The organism is Azoarcus sp. L1K30, assembly GCF_018122735.1.
Taxonomy (GTDB): domain Bacteria; phylum Pseudomonadota; class Gammaproteobacteria; order Burkholderiales; family Rhodocyclaceae; genus Parazoarcus.
In genome coordinates, this window is the sequence record NZ_JAGRRD010000001.1 from 3874522 (window position 1) to 3891938 (window position 17417).

The following is a 17417-nucleotide window of genomic DNA, read 5'->3' on the forward strand; positions in this document are numbered from 1 at the left end:
TTTTGCACGGGTATATTCAGACATCCGTTTAATGTGTTCGTAGCGGTCGGTTGTTGATTCTGCTGATCGTGCAAGCCGGGGTGCCCGCGCGCCCGGCTTTTTTGTGTCCGCATGGTTTACGTGTGCGGGTTTGAGCAGCGGCGAGAGCCGCCCGAACTTCGCCGGCGAGTACCCGGTGAGCGTGTTGTTTCGAGGACAGACGAGATGGATCTCCCCCAGAAGCAGGGTCTTTACGATCCCGCAAACGAACATGATGCCTGTGGCGTGGGTTTCATTGCCCACATCAAGGGCAAGAAGTCGCACGACATCATTCTGCAGGGCCTCGAGATCCTGAAAAATCTGGATCACCGGGGTGCAGTCGGTGCCGACCCGCTGCAGGGCGACGGTGCCGGCATCCTGATCCAGATTCCGGACCGGCTCTATCGCGAAGACATGGCTTCAAGAGGCATCACCTTGCCCGCGCCGGGCGAGTATGGCGTTGCCATGGTGTTCATGCCCAAGGAAGCCGCATCGCGTCTCGCCTGTGAAGAAGAGATCGAGCGTGCGGTGCGCGCGGAAGGGCAGGTCCTGCTGGGCTGGCGCGATGTGCCGGTCAACGCCGACATGCCGATGTCGCCGACGGTGAAAGCCAAGGAGCCGGTCATCCGCCAGGTTTTCGTCGGCCGCGGTCCCGATGTCATGGTAACCGAGGCGCTCGAGCGCAAGCTCTACGTCACCCGTCGTCGTGCAGCGAACGCCATCAACGCCCTGAACCTCAAGCACGGTCAGGAGTTCTACATGGTCTCCATGTCGGCGCGCACCGTGAACTACAAGGGCTTGCTGCTCGCCACCCAGGTCGGTGAATACTTTCTCGATCTGGTCGACCCGCGCGCATCGTCCGCACTGGCGCTGGTGCACCAGCGCTTCTCGACCAATACCTTCCCCAAGTGGAACCTGGCTCACCCGTTCCGCTATATCGCCCACAACGGCGAGATCAACACCGTTCGCGGCAACTACAACTGGATGCGTGCCCGCGAGAAGGGCGTGTCTTCGCCGCTGCTGGGTGCGGACCTCGAAAAGATCTGGCCGCTGATCTACCCTGGCCAGTCGGACTCGGCCGCCTTCGACAACGCCCTCGAACTGCTGGTCATGAGCGGCTACTCGATGGCGCACGCGGTGATGATGATGATCCCGGAGGCGTGGGAATCGCACACTCAGATGGACGAGAAGCGCCGCGCCTTCTACGAATATCATGCGGCGATGATGGAACCCTGGGACGGCCCGGCTGCGGTTGCCTTTACCGATGGCCGCCAGATCGGTGCAACCCTCGATCGCAATGGCCTGCGCCCGGCACGCTATCTCGTGACCGACGACGACCTCGTGGTGATGGCGTCGGAGTCGGGTGTGCTGCCCATTCCCGACAGCAAGATCGTCAAGAAGTGGCGACTGCAGCCCGGCAAGATGTTCCTGATCGACATGGAGCAAGGCCGGATCATCGACGACAAGGAGCTCAAGGACAGCCTGGCCTCGGTTCGCCCCTACACCGACTGGCTGTCGCGCATCAACATCAAGCTCGATGGTCTCGCCGTCCCGGCGGATGCCGCTGCGCCCGAGTGTTCGGCCGAGCTGCTCGATCGCCAGCAGGCCTTCGGCTATACCCAGGAAGACATCAAGTTCATCCTCGAGCCGATGGGCAAGACCGGCGAGGAGAGCACCGGCTCGATGGGCAACGATTCGCCCCTGGCCGTGTTGTCGGGACGCGAGAAGCCGCTCTATAACTACTTCCGCCAGCTCTTTGCGCAGGTGACCAACCCGCCGATCGACCCGATCCGCGAGCAGCTGGTGATGTCGCTCGTGTCCTTCATCGGGCCCAAGCCCAACCTGCTCGAAATCAACGAGATCAACCCGCCATTCCGTCTCGAAGTGACCCAGCCGGTACTGGACTTTGGCGACATGGCCAAGATCCGCAACATCGCGCAGTTCACCAAGAACAAGTTCCGTTCGGCCGAACTCGATATCTGCTATCCGGTGAGCTGGGGCAAGGAGGGCGTCGAGGCGCGGCTGGCCTCCCTGTGTGCCGAGGCCGAGAATGCGGTCCTCCAGGGCAGCAATATCCTAATCGTATCCGACCGCAAGGTCTCCCCCGAGCAGGTCGCCATCCCGGCACTGCTCGCGCTGTCCGGCATCCACCAGCACCTGGTCACCAAGGGGCTGCGCACCCGTGCCGGCCTGGTGGTCGAGACCGGCTCTGCGCGCGAGACGCACCACTTCGCCGTGCTGGCGGGCTATGGCGCCGAGGCGGTCCATCCCTACATCGCCCTCGAAACCCTGCAGCAACTCGCAGGTGACGAGGAAACCGGCGCCAAGTACATCAAGCACTTCGTCAAGGGCGTGGGCAAGGGCCTGATGAAGGTGATGTCCAAGATGGGTATCTCCACCTACATGTCCTACACCGGCGCGCAGATCTTCGAGGCGGTCGGCCTGCAGACGGCGATGGTGGACAAGTACTTCACTGGCACCACAACGCAGATCGAGGGCATCAGCGTGTTCGAGGTCATGGAAGAGGCCATCCGCCTGCACCAGAAGGCCTTCAGTCCTGACCCGGTGCTGGCGACCATGCTCGATGCCGGCGGCGAGTACGCCTACCGTATTCGCGGCGAAGAGCACATGTGGACGCCCGACGCGATCGCCAAGCTGCAGCACTCCACGCGTTCGAACAAGTACGATACGTACAAGGAGTACGCGCGCATCATCAACGACCAGAGCCGTCGTCACATGACCCTGCGCGGCCTGTTCGAGATCAAGCCTGCCGGGGCTCCGGTCCCGCTGGACGAGGTCGAGTCGGCCAAGGAGATCGTCAAGCGCTTCGCTACCGGCGCCATGTCGCTCGGTTCGATCTCGACCGAGGCGCACACGACGCTGGCCGTGGCGATGAACCGCATCGGCGGTAAGTCGAATACCGGCGAGGGTGGCGAGGATCCGATGCGCTTCAAGCCCATCACCCAGGCCATCAAGCTGTCGCAGATCATCGGTGAGGGCCGTATCGAGCGCGATCTCGACCTGAGCGCGGGCGACTCGCTGCGTTCGTCGATCAAGCAGGTCGCTTCGGGCCGCTTTGGCGTGACCACCGAGTATCTGGTCAACTCCGACCAGATCCAGATCAAGATGGCGCAGGGCGCCAAGCCGGGCGAGGGCGGTCAGCTGCCCGGCCACAAGGTGTCCGAATACATCGGCTTCCTGCGCCACTCGGTGCCGGGCGTAGGTCTGATTTCGCCCCCGCCGCACCACGACATCTACTCGATCGAAGATCTGGCGCAGCTGATTCATGACCTCAAGAACGCCAATTCGCGTGCCGACATCTCGGTGAAGCTGGTGTCCGAGATCGGCGTGGGTACGGTTGCCGCCGGGGTGGCCAAGGCCAAGGCCGACCACATCGTCATCGCCGGCCATGACGGCGGTACCGGCGCGTCGCCGTGGTCGTCGATCAAGTATGCGGGCTCGCCGTGGGAACTCGGCCTCGCCGAGACCCAGCAGACGCTGGTGCTGAACCGGCTGCGCAGCCGTATCCGCCTGCAGGTCGACGGACAGATCAAGACCGGGCGCGACGTCGTTGTCGGTGCGCTGCTCGGCGCCGACGAGTTCGGCTTCGCGACCGCGCCGCTGGTCGTCGAAGGCTGCATCATGATGCGCAAGTGCCACCTCAACACCTGCCCGGTGGGCGTTGCCACGCAGGATCCGGAGCTGCGCAAGCGCTTTACCGGCCAGCCTGAGCATGTGGTGAACTTCTTCTTCTTCATCGCCGAAGAAGTGCGCGAACTCATGGCCCAGCTCGGCATCCGCAAGTTCGACGATCTCATCGGCCGCGCCGATCTGCTCGACATGAAGAAGGGCATCCAGCACTGGAAGGCACGCGGACTGGATTACTCGCGCATCTTCTATCGCCCCAATGTGCCCGCCAGCGTGCCGCGTCTGCATACCGAGACCCAGGATCACGGCCTCGAGAAGGCGCTCGACAACAAGCTGATCGCGCTTGCCAAACCGGCGCTTGAGAAGGCCGAAAAGGTCTCGATCGATCTGCCCGTGCGCAACGTCAATCGCACGGTCGGCACCATGCTGTCCGGTGCGGTGGCCAGCAAGTACGGCCATGCGGGCCTGCCCGACGACACCATTCACGTCAAGCTGACCGGCACCGCCGGCCAGGCCTTCGGTGCCTTCCTGGCGCGCGGCGTCACGCTGGAGCTGGTGGGCGAGGGCAACGACTACGTCGGCAAGGGGTTGTCGGGTGGACGCATCATCGTCCGGCCGCAGGCTGAGTTCCGTGGTGCAACGGCGGACAACATCATCATCGGCAACACCGTGCTCTATGGTGCGACCGAGGGCGAGGTCTATTTCGCCGGTGTCGGTGGTGAGCGCTTCGCGGTGCGCAACTCCGGGGCCACGGCGGTGGTCGAGGGCGTGGGCGACCACGGCTGCGAGTACATGACGGGCGGGACGGTCGTGGTGCTCGGCCAGACCGGGCGCAACTTCGCTGCCGGCATGTCGGGCGGCGTGGCTTACGTGCTCGACGAGGATGGCACTTTCGAGCAGCGCTGCAACATGGCCCAGGTCGCACTCGAGCCGTTGCCGGAAGAGTACGAGGCGCGCAAGGGTTCGGAGTCGGGCGACGATCTCGAGTCGCATGGCCGGGTGGCGATCGATCACCTCAGCATGGGCGACGAGCTGATCCTCAAGGGTCTGATCGAGCGTCACGCGCGTTTCACCGCCAGCCCGAGGGCACGTGAGATTCTCGACAGCTGGCCGATCTGGCGGAGCAAGTTCGTCAAAGTGATGCCTAACGAATATCGTCGCGCGCTTGCCGAAATGGCCGCGCAGCGTCAGCAGCAACTGGAGGCCGCATAAATGGGCAAACCCACCGGATTTCTGGAATATCAGCGCCTGTCGGAGGGCTACGAGCCCGTCCCGCAGCGGCTGAAAAGCTACAAGGAGTTCGTGCTCCGCCTCAATGACGATGAGGCGGCAGTGCAAGGCGCACGCTGCATGGATTGCGGCATCCCGTTCTGCAATAACGGTTGCCCGGTAAACAACATCATTCCGGACTGGAACGATCTGGTCTATCGCGGGCAATGGAAGCAGGCGATCGAGGTCCTGCACTCGACCAACAACTTTCCCGAGTTCACCGGCCGCATCTGCCCGGCGCCGTGTGAAGCGGCCTGTACGCTGAACATCAATGCCGATGCGGTCGGCATCAAGTCGATCGAGCATGCGATCATCGACAAGGCTTGGGAAGAGGGATGGGTGGTGCCCCAGCCCGCCGCGGTAAAGACCGGCAAGAAGGTCGCCGTGGTCGGCTCCGGCCCGGCAGGTCTGGCCAATGCGCAGCAGCTTGCCCGCGCCGGGCATGACGTGACCGTATTCGAGAAGAACGATCGCGTCGGCGGCTTGTTGCGCTACGGCATTCCCGACTTCAAGATGGAGAAGGGGCTGATCGATCGCCGTATCGCCCAGATGGAAGCCGAAGGCGTGACTTTCCGCACGAGCGTGGTGGTCGGCACCAAGGACATGCCGTCGCGCATCATCTGCGACGCCAAGGAGATGGTGACCGCCGAAGAGTTGATGAAGACCTTCGATGCCGTGGTGCTCGCCGGTGGCTCCGAGGTTCCGCGCGATCTTCCCGTGCCCGGTCGGGACCTCGACGGCGTGCATTTCGCCCTCGAGTTCCTGATTCCGCAGAACAAGGCGGTTGCGGGTGATCGGCCGAATCCGATTTCGGCCGAAGGCTGCAATGTCATCGTGATCGGTGGTGGCGACACCGGCTCCGACTGCGTGGGTACCAGCTACCGTCATGGCGCGAAGTCGGTCACCCAGTTCGAAGTGATGCCGCAGCCGCCCGAGCAGGAAAACAAGGCGCTGACCTGGCCGTACTGGCCGATCAAGCTGCGCACGTCGTCGTCCCACGTCGAAGGAGATACCCGTCGCGAATACGCCATCGGTACCAAGGAGTTCGTCGGCGAGAACGGGAAGCTGACCGGCGTGCGTACGGTGCACCTCGAATGGAAGGACGGACGCATGAGCGAAGTGGCCGGCACCGAGAAGGTGTATCCGGCAGAGCGCGTCTTTCTGGCAATGGGCTTTACCAACCCGGTCGGCGGAGTGCTTGAAGCCTTCGGCGTCGAGAAGGATGCGCGCGGCAACGCCAAGGCGACGACCGACGGCGAGGGCTGCTATGCCACCAACGTCAGCAAGGTGTTCGCCGCGGGTGACGTACGGCGTGGCCAGTCGCTGGTGGTGTGGGCCATTCGGGAAGGGCGTCAATGTGCCCGCGAGGTGGACGCCTTCCTGATGGGCGCGAGCGTCCTGCCGCGCTGAGCGCGACACTTGCCCCCGACCTCGGGCCGCGCACGGTCTGAGGTACGGAGGAGTTCAAAGGGCGACCCATGAACATGGGTCGCCCTTGTTTTTGTGCGACGCCCGTATTGACCGAGGATGGGACTGTCATGGAAATGGATGCAGTGGGCTGGATCGTTACCGCCATCGCAATTCTCCTCACCGGTATCTCGAAATCCGGTCTTGGCGGCGCATTGGGTGGGTTGGCGGTGCCGTTCATGTCGATGTGGATTTCGCCCCGCGATGCGGTCGCGGTGGTTCTGCCCATCCTGATCGCGATGGATTTTGCCGGCATTCGCGCCTGGCGGGGCAAGGCCGACTGGGGCGATCTACGCCTGTTGATCCCCGCCGCGCTGGTCGGCATTGCACTGGGAACACTGGCTTTCGGGGTGATGTCGGACAGGGTGGTGAAAGGCGCGCTGGGCCTGATATCGATTGCCTTTGCCCTGCACCGCCTGCTGCATCGCCCCGGCGGCGGGGTGACGGCCGCCGCACCACATGGGCGGTGGTTCGCCTGGGCATGCGGGGCCGGCGCGGGCTTCACCAGTACCCTCGCGCATGCAGGAGGGCCGCCGGTGATGGCCTATCTGCTCAGTCGCCGTGTGCCAAAGCAGACCTACGTGGCGACCTCGGTGTTTTTCTTCGCGGTGATCAACCTTGCCAAACTGCCCTTCTACATCGGTCTGGATCTGTTCTCACGCGATACGCTGATCATGTCGGCCACCTTGTTGCCGCTGGTGCCGATCGGGGTGTGGCTGGGCATGCGGCTGCTGGCAAGGATCCCCGAACGCCCCTTTTACTATTTCGCGGTCACGGCACTGGGGCTGTCTGGCGTGAAGTTGCTGTGGGACGGGCTGCTCGCTTAGGCTGCCCGTCCCGGAGGGCTTACAGTCCGAGCACGTCAACCGTGTAGCGGGCAATCATGCCTTCTTCGTTCGTCGGCACGACGGCGACGGCGACCCGACTCGACGCAGCCTCGATGCGCTGCGCATGCGCTGAATTTGCCTCAGGATCGATGGCCACGCCGATCCAGCCCGACAGGCTGGCGACCTTTTCGCGCACCTGTGCAGCATGCTCGCCGATGCCGCCGGTAAAGACCAGCGCATCGAGCCCGCCCGCCGCCGCCGCGAGCGAGCCCAGTTCGCGCGCAATGCGGTAGCAATACAGGTCGACCGCTTCCTTGGCTTCCGCAGCATCGGAGGCGAGCAACGTGCGCATGTCCTGGCTGATGCCGGAGACCCCGAGTAGGCCGGACTCCTTGTACAGCAGATTGGTCAGCTCTTTCGAGCTCATGCCCTTCTGGTCCATCAGGTAGAGCAACACGCCGGGGTCGAGGCTGCCAGTGCGGGTTCCCATCATCAGGCCCTCCACGGCAGTGAAGCCCATCGTGGATGCGACGCTGCGCCCGTCGCGCAGTGCGCACATCGATGAACCATTGCCGAGGTGGGCGATCACTACGGCACCGCCTGCTCGCTCGCCAATGATGGAGGGCAGCTGGCGCGCGACGTAGTCGTACGACAGACCGTGGAAGCCGTAGCGCTTGACGCCCTCGGCGCTGATCTTGCGCGGCAGCGCGTAAGCCTGGGCAACTGCCGGCTGTGAACGGTGAAACGCGGTATCGAAACAGCCCACCTGGGGAATGTCGGGTGCCATGGCCGAAATGGCCTGGATCGCATTCAGATTGTGCGGCTGATGCAGGGGGGCGAGCGGTATGAACTTCTGCAGCTGCAGCATGATGTGCCCGTTCAGGCACACCGGCTCGCTGTAGCGATCACCACCGTGGACAATGCGATGGCCGGCTGCGGCGATTTCGAGCGCGGGATTGTGTGCGACCAGCCAGCCCAGAAGGAAGGTAAGTGCATCGCGGTGCTGCTCACGCTGGCTCGACGAGCTCGTGGGCACGGTCTCCTCGAAATGCTCGCCAGTCGCCGTCCGGGCGCTGAAATGCGGTGTTGCGCCGATGCCGTCGATCTGCCCGGACAAGGCGGCCTGCGTTGCGAGTTCGGGTTCGGTCGCGAACAGCGCGAACTTGAGGCTGCTGGAGCCTGCGTTGAGAACAAGAACGGCCTTCATAGCTGGGCCTCGCGCTTGCGGTGTGCCATCAGTTGCGCAATCGCGCACGACGCAGCACGGGTTTCAGCCGTATCGGCACGGCTGGTGAGCACGATGGGTACGCGCGCGCCAAGCACCACGCCTGCCATCAGCGCATCGGCCAAGTACTCGAGTTGCTTGGCAACCATGTTGCCCGATTCCAGGTCGGGCACGACGAGGATGTCGGCATTGCCGGCCACTGCCGAACGAATGCCCTTGGTCTTGGCCGCGACCAGCGACACCGCGTTGTCGAAGGCCAGCGGACCATCGAGCAGGCCGCCGGTAATCTGGCGCCGATCCGCCATCTTGCACAGCGCAGCCGCGTCGATGGTGGAGCGCATCTTGGGATTGACGGTTTCCACTGCCGCCAGAATCGCGACCTTGGGTTCAGGCAGGCCCAGCATGTGGCCGAGCTCGATCGCGTTCTGGATGATATGCACCTTGTCCTCGAGCGTGGGCTCGATGTTGATTGCCGCGTCGGTGATCATCAGCGGGTGCGGATAGGTTGGCACGTCGGCGAGGAAAACATGGCTGATACGACGCGCGGTGCGAAGGCCGGTGGTCTTCGATACCACTGCAGCCATCAGTTCGTCGGTGTGAAGGGAGCCTTTCATCAGGGCTTCGATGCCACCGTCGCGACACAGGGCCACCGCCGTTTCGGCCGAAGCATGACTGTGAGGGACGTCCACGATGCGAAAGCCCTTGAGATCGAGTCCCTGTTCTTCGGCAACCGCCCGGATCTTGGCTTCGGGGCCGACGAGGATCGGGTCGACCAGACCCGCCTGAGCCGCCTGGATCGGCCCGCGCAGCGATTCCGCATCGCAGGGGTGGGCGACTGCGATCGGAATCGGCGACAGGCCTGATGTAATCGACAGCAGGTGGCGATAGCGTAGTTCGCGATCCGAAATCGTGACTTCGGGCAATACGACACGCGCACGCGAGATCTTTTCGGTGGGGGCCGCGACTTCGGCGGTGCCGTCGATGACCTTGAGCCCGTCCTGATTGACTGCCAGGCAATCGAGAATGATGTGATGGTTGTGCTCGAACTTCTCGCGACAGGTCACCGTGATCGTGAGCGTGTCGCCGATCGTGATCGGGCGCCAGAAGTTGAGCCCTTGCGAGACATATACCGTGCCGGGGCCGGGGAATTCGGTGCCAAGCACGGTGGAGATCAGGGTGCTGCCCCACATGCTGTGGCCGACCACCTCGCGGAACTGGCTGGAGCGGGCAAACTCGGGGTCGACGTGGGTTGGATTGACGTCACCCGACATGGCGGCAAACAGGTGGATGTCTTCCGGGCGAAGCGTGCGCACCAGCTGCGCGAAGTCTCCGACCTGTATCTCGTCGAAAACGCGGTTCTGGATAAGCGATTGAGCGACGTGTTCCATAGCTGACCTTTTTTGCGTGCATTGCAACATGACCATTCTAGCCTCACCATTATTACGAAGGTTGAATTCAGTGGCGAATTCGTGCAATGCAGCACGTCTGTTGCAATGACCGCAATCCGGTCACCGTTCACAGGTCGGCTGCATGACGCATGCTAAAATCCGTCGCGATCAATCTCCCGGAATGCCTCATGGAAGTCGTGATTCTTGCCGCAGGGCAGGGCAAACGCATGCGTTCGGTACTGCCCAAGGTTCTGCAACCGATTGCCGGTAAGCCGATGCTTGCACATGTGCTGGGCGCCGCCCGTGCGCTCGACGCGAAGCGCATTTGCGTCGTTTATGGTCATGGCGGCGAGGTGGTGCGGCAGCGGCTCGATGCGCCCGATCTGGCGTGGGCGTTGCAATCCCCGCAGTTGGGAACGGGCCACGCGGTGCAGCAGGCCTTGCCTCACCTTACCGACGGCGCGCTGGCGCTCGTCCTGTATGGCGATGTGCCGCTGATCGGGGTGCCGACCTTGCGTCGTCTGGTCGCGGCAGCAGGCACCGACCGCATGTCGCTGCTGACGGTCGAGCTCGATCAGCCCACCGGTTACGGCCGTATTCTCCGTGACGATGCTGGACGGGTGCTGCGCATCGTCGAGGAGAAGGACGCGTCCGACGCCGAGCGCCGCGTGCGCGAGGTCAATACCGGCATCCTGGTGGCGCCTGTTGCGCGGCTGCGCGACTGGCTCGGGCGTATTGGCAATGACAATGCGCAGGGCGAGTACTACCTCACCGACATCATCGCCATGGCGGTGGCCGAGGGCGTCGATGTCGCCACGGTGCGGCCCGATGCGGTGGCCGAAACCCTTGGCGTCAACAGTAAGGCCCAGTTGGCCGAGCTCGAGCGTCTGCACCAGCGTACGATCGCCGGCAGCCTGCTGGACGAAGGGGTGACCTTGATCGATCCGTCGCGGATCGACGTGCGCGGCGAACTCGTCTGTGGGCGCGACGTCGAGATCGACGTCAACTGCGTGTTCGAAGGGCGTGTCGAGCTGGCCGATGGCGTGTCCATCGGTGCCAACTGCGTGATCCGCAACACGTCCATCGGTGCCGACACGCGGGTGGCGCCCTTCTCGCATCTCGACAGTACGGTGACCGGCGACGCCTGCGTGATCGGCCCGTATGCGCGCACCCGGCCGGGAACGGTGCTCGGCACTGATGTGCATGTCGGCAATTTCGTCGAGATCAAGAACAGCGTCGTGGCCGATCATTCCAAGGCCAATCACCTGGCCTACGTCGGCGATGCCGATGTCGGCCAACGCGTCAACATCGGCGCGGGCACCATCACCTGCAATTACGATGGTGCCAACAAGTACCGCACCGTGATCGAGGACGACGTCTTCATCGGCTCCGATACCCAGCTGGTCGCACCCGTTCGGGTAGGTCGCGGTGCCACGGTGGGCGCGGGCACCACACTGACCAAGGACGCACCGCCCGAGCAGCTTACGGTGTCCCGGGCCAAACAGCTCAGCATCTCCGGCTGGAAGAAGCCGGTCAAGAACACGTAACCGTCTGCAGCGGGCCTGCAGTCAACGTACCTAAGGACAAGCGCCATGTGCGGTATCGTCACAGCCATCGCCACCAACAACGTCGTGCCCATGCTGCTCGAGGGCCTGCGCAAGCTCGAATATCGCGGCTACGATTCTGCCGGGCTCGCGGTGCTGTCGGGCGAACTCACCCGCCTGCGCTCGGCGGGCCGGGTGGCCGAACTCGCCGCACTCGCCGACGCCCGCCAGCTGTCTGCCAACATCGGCATCGCCCACACGCGCTGGGCAACCCATGGCGTGCCTTCGGAGCGCAATGCCCATCCGCACATATCGAGTGGGCTGGCGGTGGTGCATAACGGCATCATCGAGAACTTCGAATCGATCCGGGGCAGCCTCGAGGAACGTGGTTATGTATTCGAGTCAGAGACCGACACCGAAGCCATTGCGCACTTGATCCACAGCAAACTTGCCGCCACACCGGACCTGTTCGAAGCGGTGCGGCTGGCCACCAACGAGCTGGTCGGCGCCTACGCCATCGGCGTGCTCTCCGAGGCCGACCCCTTCCGCGCGATCGTGGCCCGTCGCGGCTCACCGCTGTTGCTCGGTATCGGCGAAGACGGCATGTACGCCGGATCGGATACCGCCGCACTGCTGCAGGTCACGCGCAAGGTGGTGTATCTGGAAGACGGCGACCTTGCCGAATTGCGGCGCGATGGCTACCGCGTCATGCTGCCAGATGGCAGTGCCGTCGAGCGCGAGGTGCACATCTCCAGCCTGTCGGCGGATGCCGTCGAACTGGGGCAGTTCCGCCACTACATGCAGAAGGAGATCTTCGAGCAGCCGCAGGCGCTGGGCAACACGCTCGAGATGATCGCCGGCGGCGGCTCGATCTCGCCGCTGCACTTCGGTGCGCGTGCGCCCGAGGTCTTCGACGGTGTGCGCCGCGTGCTGGTGCTGGCCTGCGGGACCAGCTATCACGCCGGTCTGGTGGCGCGCTACTGGCTCGAATCCGTTGCCGGCATTCCATGCACGGTCGAAATCGCCAGCGAATACCGGTACCGCAAGTCGGTGCCCGAGGCCGACACTCTGGTCGTCGTGATCTCGCAATCGGGCGAAACCGCCGATACCCTCGCTGCGCTCAAGCATGCCGCCGCGCTTGGGATGATGCGCACGCTGGCTGTGTGCAATGTGCCCGAATCTGCCATCGTGCGCGAGGCCGCGTTGCGTTTCATCACCCGCGCGGGGCCGGAGATCGGGGTCGCCTCGACCAAGGCCTTCACCACCCAGCTCGCCGCACTCGCCCTGCTCACCTTGTCGCTGGCCAAGATCAACGGCCGCCTACCCGAGACCGATGAGGCTGACTATCTCACCGCCCTGCGCCATCTGCCCGTAGCCATCCAGAAGGTACTCGAACTCGAGCCCGAGATCGAAGCCTGGGCGCAGCGCTTTGCGGGCAAGGAACATGCCCTCTTCCTCGGTCGCGGCCGGCACTGGCCGATCGCCATGGAAGGCGCGCTCAAGCTCAAGGAAATCTCCTACATCCACGCCGAGGCCTACGCGGCCGGAGAGCTCAAGCACGGTCCGCTGGCGCTGGTCGACAAGGACATGCCGGTGATCGCCGTCGCGCCCGCAGACGAATTGCTGGAAAAGCTCAAGTCCAACCTGCAGGAAGTCCGCGCCCGCGGTGGCGAACTGTACGTGTTTGCCGATGCCGGCAGCGAGATTCCGGAATCCGAAGGCGTGCACATCCTGCACATGCCCGAGCACTACGGCATGCTGTCGCCGGTACTGCACGTGATTGCACTGCAGTTGCTTTCCTACCATGCAGCGTTGGTGAAGGGCACAGACGTGGACAAACCGCGCAACCTGGCGAAGTCGGTGACGGTGGAGTAGCGACGCTGGCGGGTGATCGTAATAAATGAAGTCTGTCGGCGTGCAACAATGTCTGTTGGACGGATCGTTACGGTGCCGGAGTGCATGGAGCAGATCAAACTGGTGAACGCCAAGGCGGCGGACGTGTATCGCTACATGAACTTTGACCAGATTCCGGCCTTCGTGGAAGGGGCGGAAACGGTCGAGATGTAAGCTTTTCGGGTATTTCCCGAGCGTGAGCGGCGCCCTTCGGAGCGCCGTTTTGTTTATACCGGCGTGCCTCGATGTCTGTATTTGCATACAGCCATTCATCCCGATCCTCCGATCCGGATACCCATGCCCACACCCGCCGGGAAAGCCTGCCCGGTGCCCGTCGTCTATCGCCGTCGGTGTCTGGAGCGCACGCTTCTCTACCGTCTTGTCCAAATCCACCTCTCCACCCGGCTGGCGCAGCACGATGACGGGCAGGGCCGGACAGTGCTTTTGGCGCCCACCTACGAAGTCTTTCCGCTCATCTGTCTGCAATGCGGTGGCACGATGCGGATCATCGCCCCCGGGCGGTGCTGACCGTTTGTGCAGCCGATTCCGGAGTTCGAATTCGATCAGCGCATTGCGTGCTAACGGAGGGTTTCAGGGACTCCGGCATCAGGCAGGGTATGGTGGTAGATATCAGCGATACACCGGAGCAAGAACGCACCGAATTTCTTGGATGACGATGGGTACATAAGGGGGGGATGCTGAGAGTATGATGCTTGGATTTTCCATCCTTGACAGGGACTCCGATGATCCGTTCGATGCACGCCCGCCTGCGCGCGGGCCTGGTCTGCCTGGCGCTGGCCGGCACCCTGGGCTGCCCTGCCATGCAGGCTGTCGCCGCCCCCAGCTGGGCCACCGATGTGGCAGGTGGGCACGACCACCCGCTGCTGCAGCGCTACACCGATTCCTGGCTGATCGCCTACCAGCAGCAGTCCTTTGCCCAGACCAGCTTCCCCGGCAAGCTGGGCCTGGACAACAAGAACCACTTCCTCGCGCCGGTGACGGTGGAAGGCCAGGTCACCCGCCTGGTCTACCTGGCCCCGCCGGGCAAGACCCCGCTGGAGGTGCATCGCAACTACGAGCAGGCCCTGGCTGCCGCTGGCTTCAAGGCGGTGGTGAGTTGCACGCCCAGCCAGCCCCTGTGCGAGAAGATGCGCTACGGCTTTGCCGATGACCGCTACGAGGCGCTCGAGCAGGCCAACTTTGCGGCCAGCCGCGATCGCCAGTCCGACCCCAAACTGGCCGATGCGATGCGTGGCCTGGGCGGCGTGAACATGGTTGGCACCGAGGACCTGTTCTTCAGCTACGGCACGCTCAGCCGCAACGGCACCACCGTGCATGTGATGATCAACACCGGCAAGGTCTACAACAGTCCCTTCGTCGGTAGCTACATCGAGATCGCCGAGCCCAAGGCCATGCTGGGCGGCCAAGTCACCGTCAACGCCGACGCGCTGAAGAACAGCCTGCAGGCCGAGGGCAAGATCGCCCTCTACGGCATCTACTTCGATACCGGCAAGGCCGCGCTCAAGCCCGAGTCCAAGGCCCAGCTCGACGAGATGGCCCACCTGCTTCAGGCCCAGCCGATGCTGAAGGTCTACATCGTCGGCCACACCGACAACCAGGGCGCACTGGCGGCCAACCTGACGCTGTCGCAGCAGCGCGCGCAGGCGGTCGTGGACGCGCTGGTTCGGCAGTACCAGATCCCCGCCGCCCGCCTCTCGGCCCAGGGCGTGGCCAGCCTGGTGCCGGTGGCCGCCAACGCGGCCGAAGCCGGCCGCGCCAAGAACCGCCGCGTCGAACTGGTCGTGCAGTGAGACCCTCCGCCACGGAGAGCCGGTCCCGGAAATTTGGACAGTAAGATAAGTGATAGCGTTGCCCAACCGAAGGCTGCGTAGCGGTCTAGAAATGGAGCAAGAGCATGACGAGGATGACGCGGCGGAATCACTCGCTGGAGTTGAAAGCCGCGTCGCTGGAAGCTCAACTTAATCGAGGCATTTCCAAAATTCGGCCTTATGTTGAGGTTCAAATAAGGCCGATGAGCAGGCGCTCGAAACAAAGGCCATTTTTGGTCCCGACAGAAAATATTCAAGCGCAGATGATTGCATTGACATGTTCTGGGCGGTCCGACAGACATTATTTATTGCGATCATGGGGCCGGGTTGACAGGTGCTGGCCCCATCGGACAATGGTTCACTCTCGAAGACACAAGAGGGGATAGGGTGATCTGCCCCGCGCCTGCCGCGTGCTGATCATTGCCGTCGGGCAGAGGTTGCGCAATGCAGGCGGACTCGGTGCGTCGAATTGTTGGTCGCCCAATTTCTTGGGACCACGCTATCGTGAGTGCATGACAATTGCGTCGGATGCTCGAGTCCTTCGATCGTACGTGATCGATCGATTTCCGCTCCGCCCTGTTTTCGGGCGTTGACGTTCGCCCGTATTCGGGGCGACCAGCGTGGTGTTGTGTCTTGCGCGCGCGGTCTTGCGTTCCAGGGATGCGTTCGCATGGACGCCGTCATCGTCCGGCGCCGAACTTGCTGGCTGAGGCAGGTGAGGGGAGATGGGACACGGGGCTTTTTATGCATCCGCAGATAATGCGGGAACCGAATCGGTCACCTTCCATCGAACAGGACACGACCGGCATGCAACATGGGCTTACCGTGCCGCATGCAGGGGTAATGGCATCACGATAGCGCGATTGCAATGCCTGCCGTGCTGTCGACGACCCCCATCTTGCCCGCAGCCGGTTTGCGGCGGCACGCGCGGAGGAGTACGACGATGGCAGAAGATTCCGATCCCCGGCCTGCGCAGTTGGAAGATGCACACGCACGCCTGAAAACAGTGTTCGAGCGGCTCGATGTGGCCGAAGATGTGCGTGTGCGCCTGGCGCAGCCGGCGCTGTCGCTTCAAGTTGGCATTCCGGTACGGATGGACGATGGGCAGTTGCGCGTATTCACCGGCTGGCGAGTGCAGTACGGCACCATTCGTGGGCCGGCCAAGGGCGGGGTGCGCTTTCATCCGGCGGTCACGGCGGACGAGGTGAGCACGCTCAGCTTCTGGATGGCGATCAAGTGTGCGGTTGCCGGATTGCCCTATGGTGGCGGCAAGGGCGGTGTGCGGGTTGATCCGAAGTGTCTTTCGCGGGGCGAGCTCGAGCGCCTGTCGCGTGGCTACATGCGTGCCATTGCCGATGTCGTCGGCCCGGACCGGGACATTCCTGCGCCGGACGTGAATACCAACCCGACCATCATGGGCTGGATGGCCGATGAGTACGCGAACATCGTTCGGCGCCACGACCTTGCGGTGATCACCGGCAAGCCGCTGGAGCTGGGCGGGTCGCGGGGTCGTGTCGAATCCACCGGACGTGGCGCGCTGCAGGTACTGGATCTGTGGGCGCAGCGCGAAGGACGCGAGGCGGCGCGGACGACCGTGGCGGTGCAGGGTTTCGGCAACGCCGGATACCACTTCGCACGCCTTGCCCATCAGGCCGGCTACCGCATCGTCGCACTGTCCGATTCAAAGGGCGGCATTCATGCGCCTGACGGCCTTGATCCCGAGCCCATCTGGGCCCACAAGCATGAGCGTCGCAAGCTCAACGACGCGGTGTATTGCGAGGACTCCGTCGTGGGGGGGCATGACTGCGCACGCGAGATCAGCAACGAAGAACTGCTGGCGCTCGAAGTCGACGTGCTGGTGCTTGCAGCGCTGGAGGACCAGATCGACGAGCGCAATGCCGGCGAGGTGCGCGCCGGCCTGATCCTCGAGATTGCGAACGGGCCGGTGACCAGCAAGGCAGATGCCATTCTGGCGCAACGTGGTATCGCGGTGCTGCCCGATGTGCTGTCGAACTGTGGTGGCGTGATCGTGAGCTATTTCGAGTGGATACAGAACCGCAGCGGCGACTACTGGGATGAAGACTGCGTCAATCTGCGTCTGAGCAAACGTCTCGAGGCAGAGGCGACCGCGGTCATGGACCTGGCGGCGGTGGAATCCGTGTCGTTTCGCGACGCGGCCTACCTGCATGGCGTCGGACGTATCGCCGATGCGCAGTCGCAACGCGGTACCTGCCGCGATTTCTCTACAGGCTAGCACCGGTCTGTTCAGCACCAGTGAATCTGCCGCCGAACTTGCGTGGCGTCAGATT

9 protein-coding genes are annotated in these 17417 nt (G+C 63.5%); 7 read left to right on the plus strand and 2 right to left on the minus strand.

Going from position 1 to position 17417, the window contains the following annotated elements:
* Positions 1-204: 204 nt before the first annotated feature.
* The 3 genes from gltB to J5J83_RS17745 all read left to right on the plus strand — a co-directional run bounded on the left by gltB (position 205) and on the right by J5J83_RS17745 (position 7229).
* Positions 205-4878: a glutamate synthase large subunit gene (gltB, locus tag J5J83_RS17735; protein WP_212351276.1), complete on the plus strand. Its 4674-nt coding sequence runs from the start codon at positions 205-207 to the stop codon at positions 4876-4878.
* Positions 4879-6345: a glutamate synthase subunit beta gene (locus tag J5J83_RS17740; RefSeq protein ID WP_212351277.1), complete on the plus strand. Its 1467-nt coding sequence runs from the start codon at positions 4879-4881 to the stop codon at positions 6343-6345.
* A 128-nt stretch (positions 6346-6473) separates the two neighbouring features.
* Positions 6474-7229: a sulfite exporter TauE/SafE family protein gene (locus J5J83_RS17745; protein ID WP_212351278.1), complete on the plus strand. Its 756-nt coding sequence runs from the start codon at positions 6474-6476 to the stop codon at positions 7227-7229.
* 19 nt (positions 7230-7248) lie between these two features.
* On the opposite strand, the gene J5J83_RS17750 is transcribed toward J5J83_RS17745, so the two are convergent.
* Positions 7249-8436, minus strand: a complete 1188-nt coding sequence (locus J5J83_RS17750; RefSeq protein ID WP_212351279.1) for an acetate/propionate family kinase — start codon at positions 8434-8436, stop codon at positions 7249-7251.
* Positions 8433-9842 (minus strand): bifunctional enoyl-CoA hydratase/phosphate acetyltransferase, encoded by a 1410-nt coding sequence (locus tag J5J83_RS17755; protein ID WP_212351280.1) that lies wholly within the window; start codon positions 9840-9842, stop codon positions 8433-8435. Before J5J83_RS17755 ends, J5J83_RS17750 begins: the two co-directional genes overlap by 4 nt.
* Positions 9843-10030: 188 nt before the next feature.
* On the opposite strand from J5J83_RS17755, the gene glmU reads away from it, so the two are divergent.
* The 4 genes from glmU (at position 10031) to J5J83_RS17775 (ending at position 17362) form a co-directional block, all read left to right on the plus strand.
* Positions 10031-11389: a bifunctional UDP-N-acetylglucosamine diphosphorylase/glucosamine-1-phosphate N-acetyltransferase GlmU gene (gene glmU, locus J5J83_RS17760; RefSeq protein WP_212351281.1), complete on the plus strand. Its 1359-nt coding sequence runs from the start codon at positions 10031-10033 to the stop codon at positions 11387-11389.
* A gap of 45 nt (positions 11390-11434) precedes the next feature.
* Positions 11435-13261 carry a glutamine--fructose-6-phosphate transaminase (isomerizing) gene (gene glmS, locus J5J83_RS17765; RefSeq protein ID WP_212351282.1) on the plus strand — a complete coding sequence of 609 codons (1827 nt, stop codon included), beginning with the start codon at positions 11435-11437 and terminating at the stop codon, positions 13259-13261.
* A gap of 761 nt (positions 13262-14022) precedes the next feature.
* Entirely contained in the window at positions 14023-15090 is a 1068-nt protein-coding gene (locus J5J83_RS17770; protein ID WP_212351283.1) for an OmpA family protein, read from the plus strand.
* A 961-nt stretch (positions 15091-16051) separates the two neighbouring features.
* A complete protein-coding gene (locus J5J83_RS17775) occupies positions 16052-17362 on the plus strand; it encodes a Glu/Leu/Phe/Val dehydrogenase (RefSeq protein WP_212351284.1) in 1311 nt (436 codons plus the stop codon).
* The last annotated feature ends 55 nt before the right edge of the window (positions 17363-17417 follow it).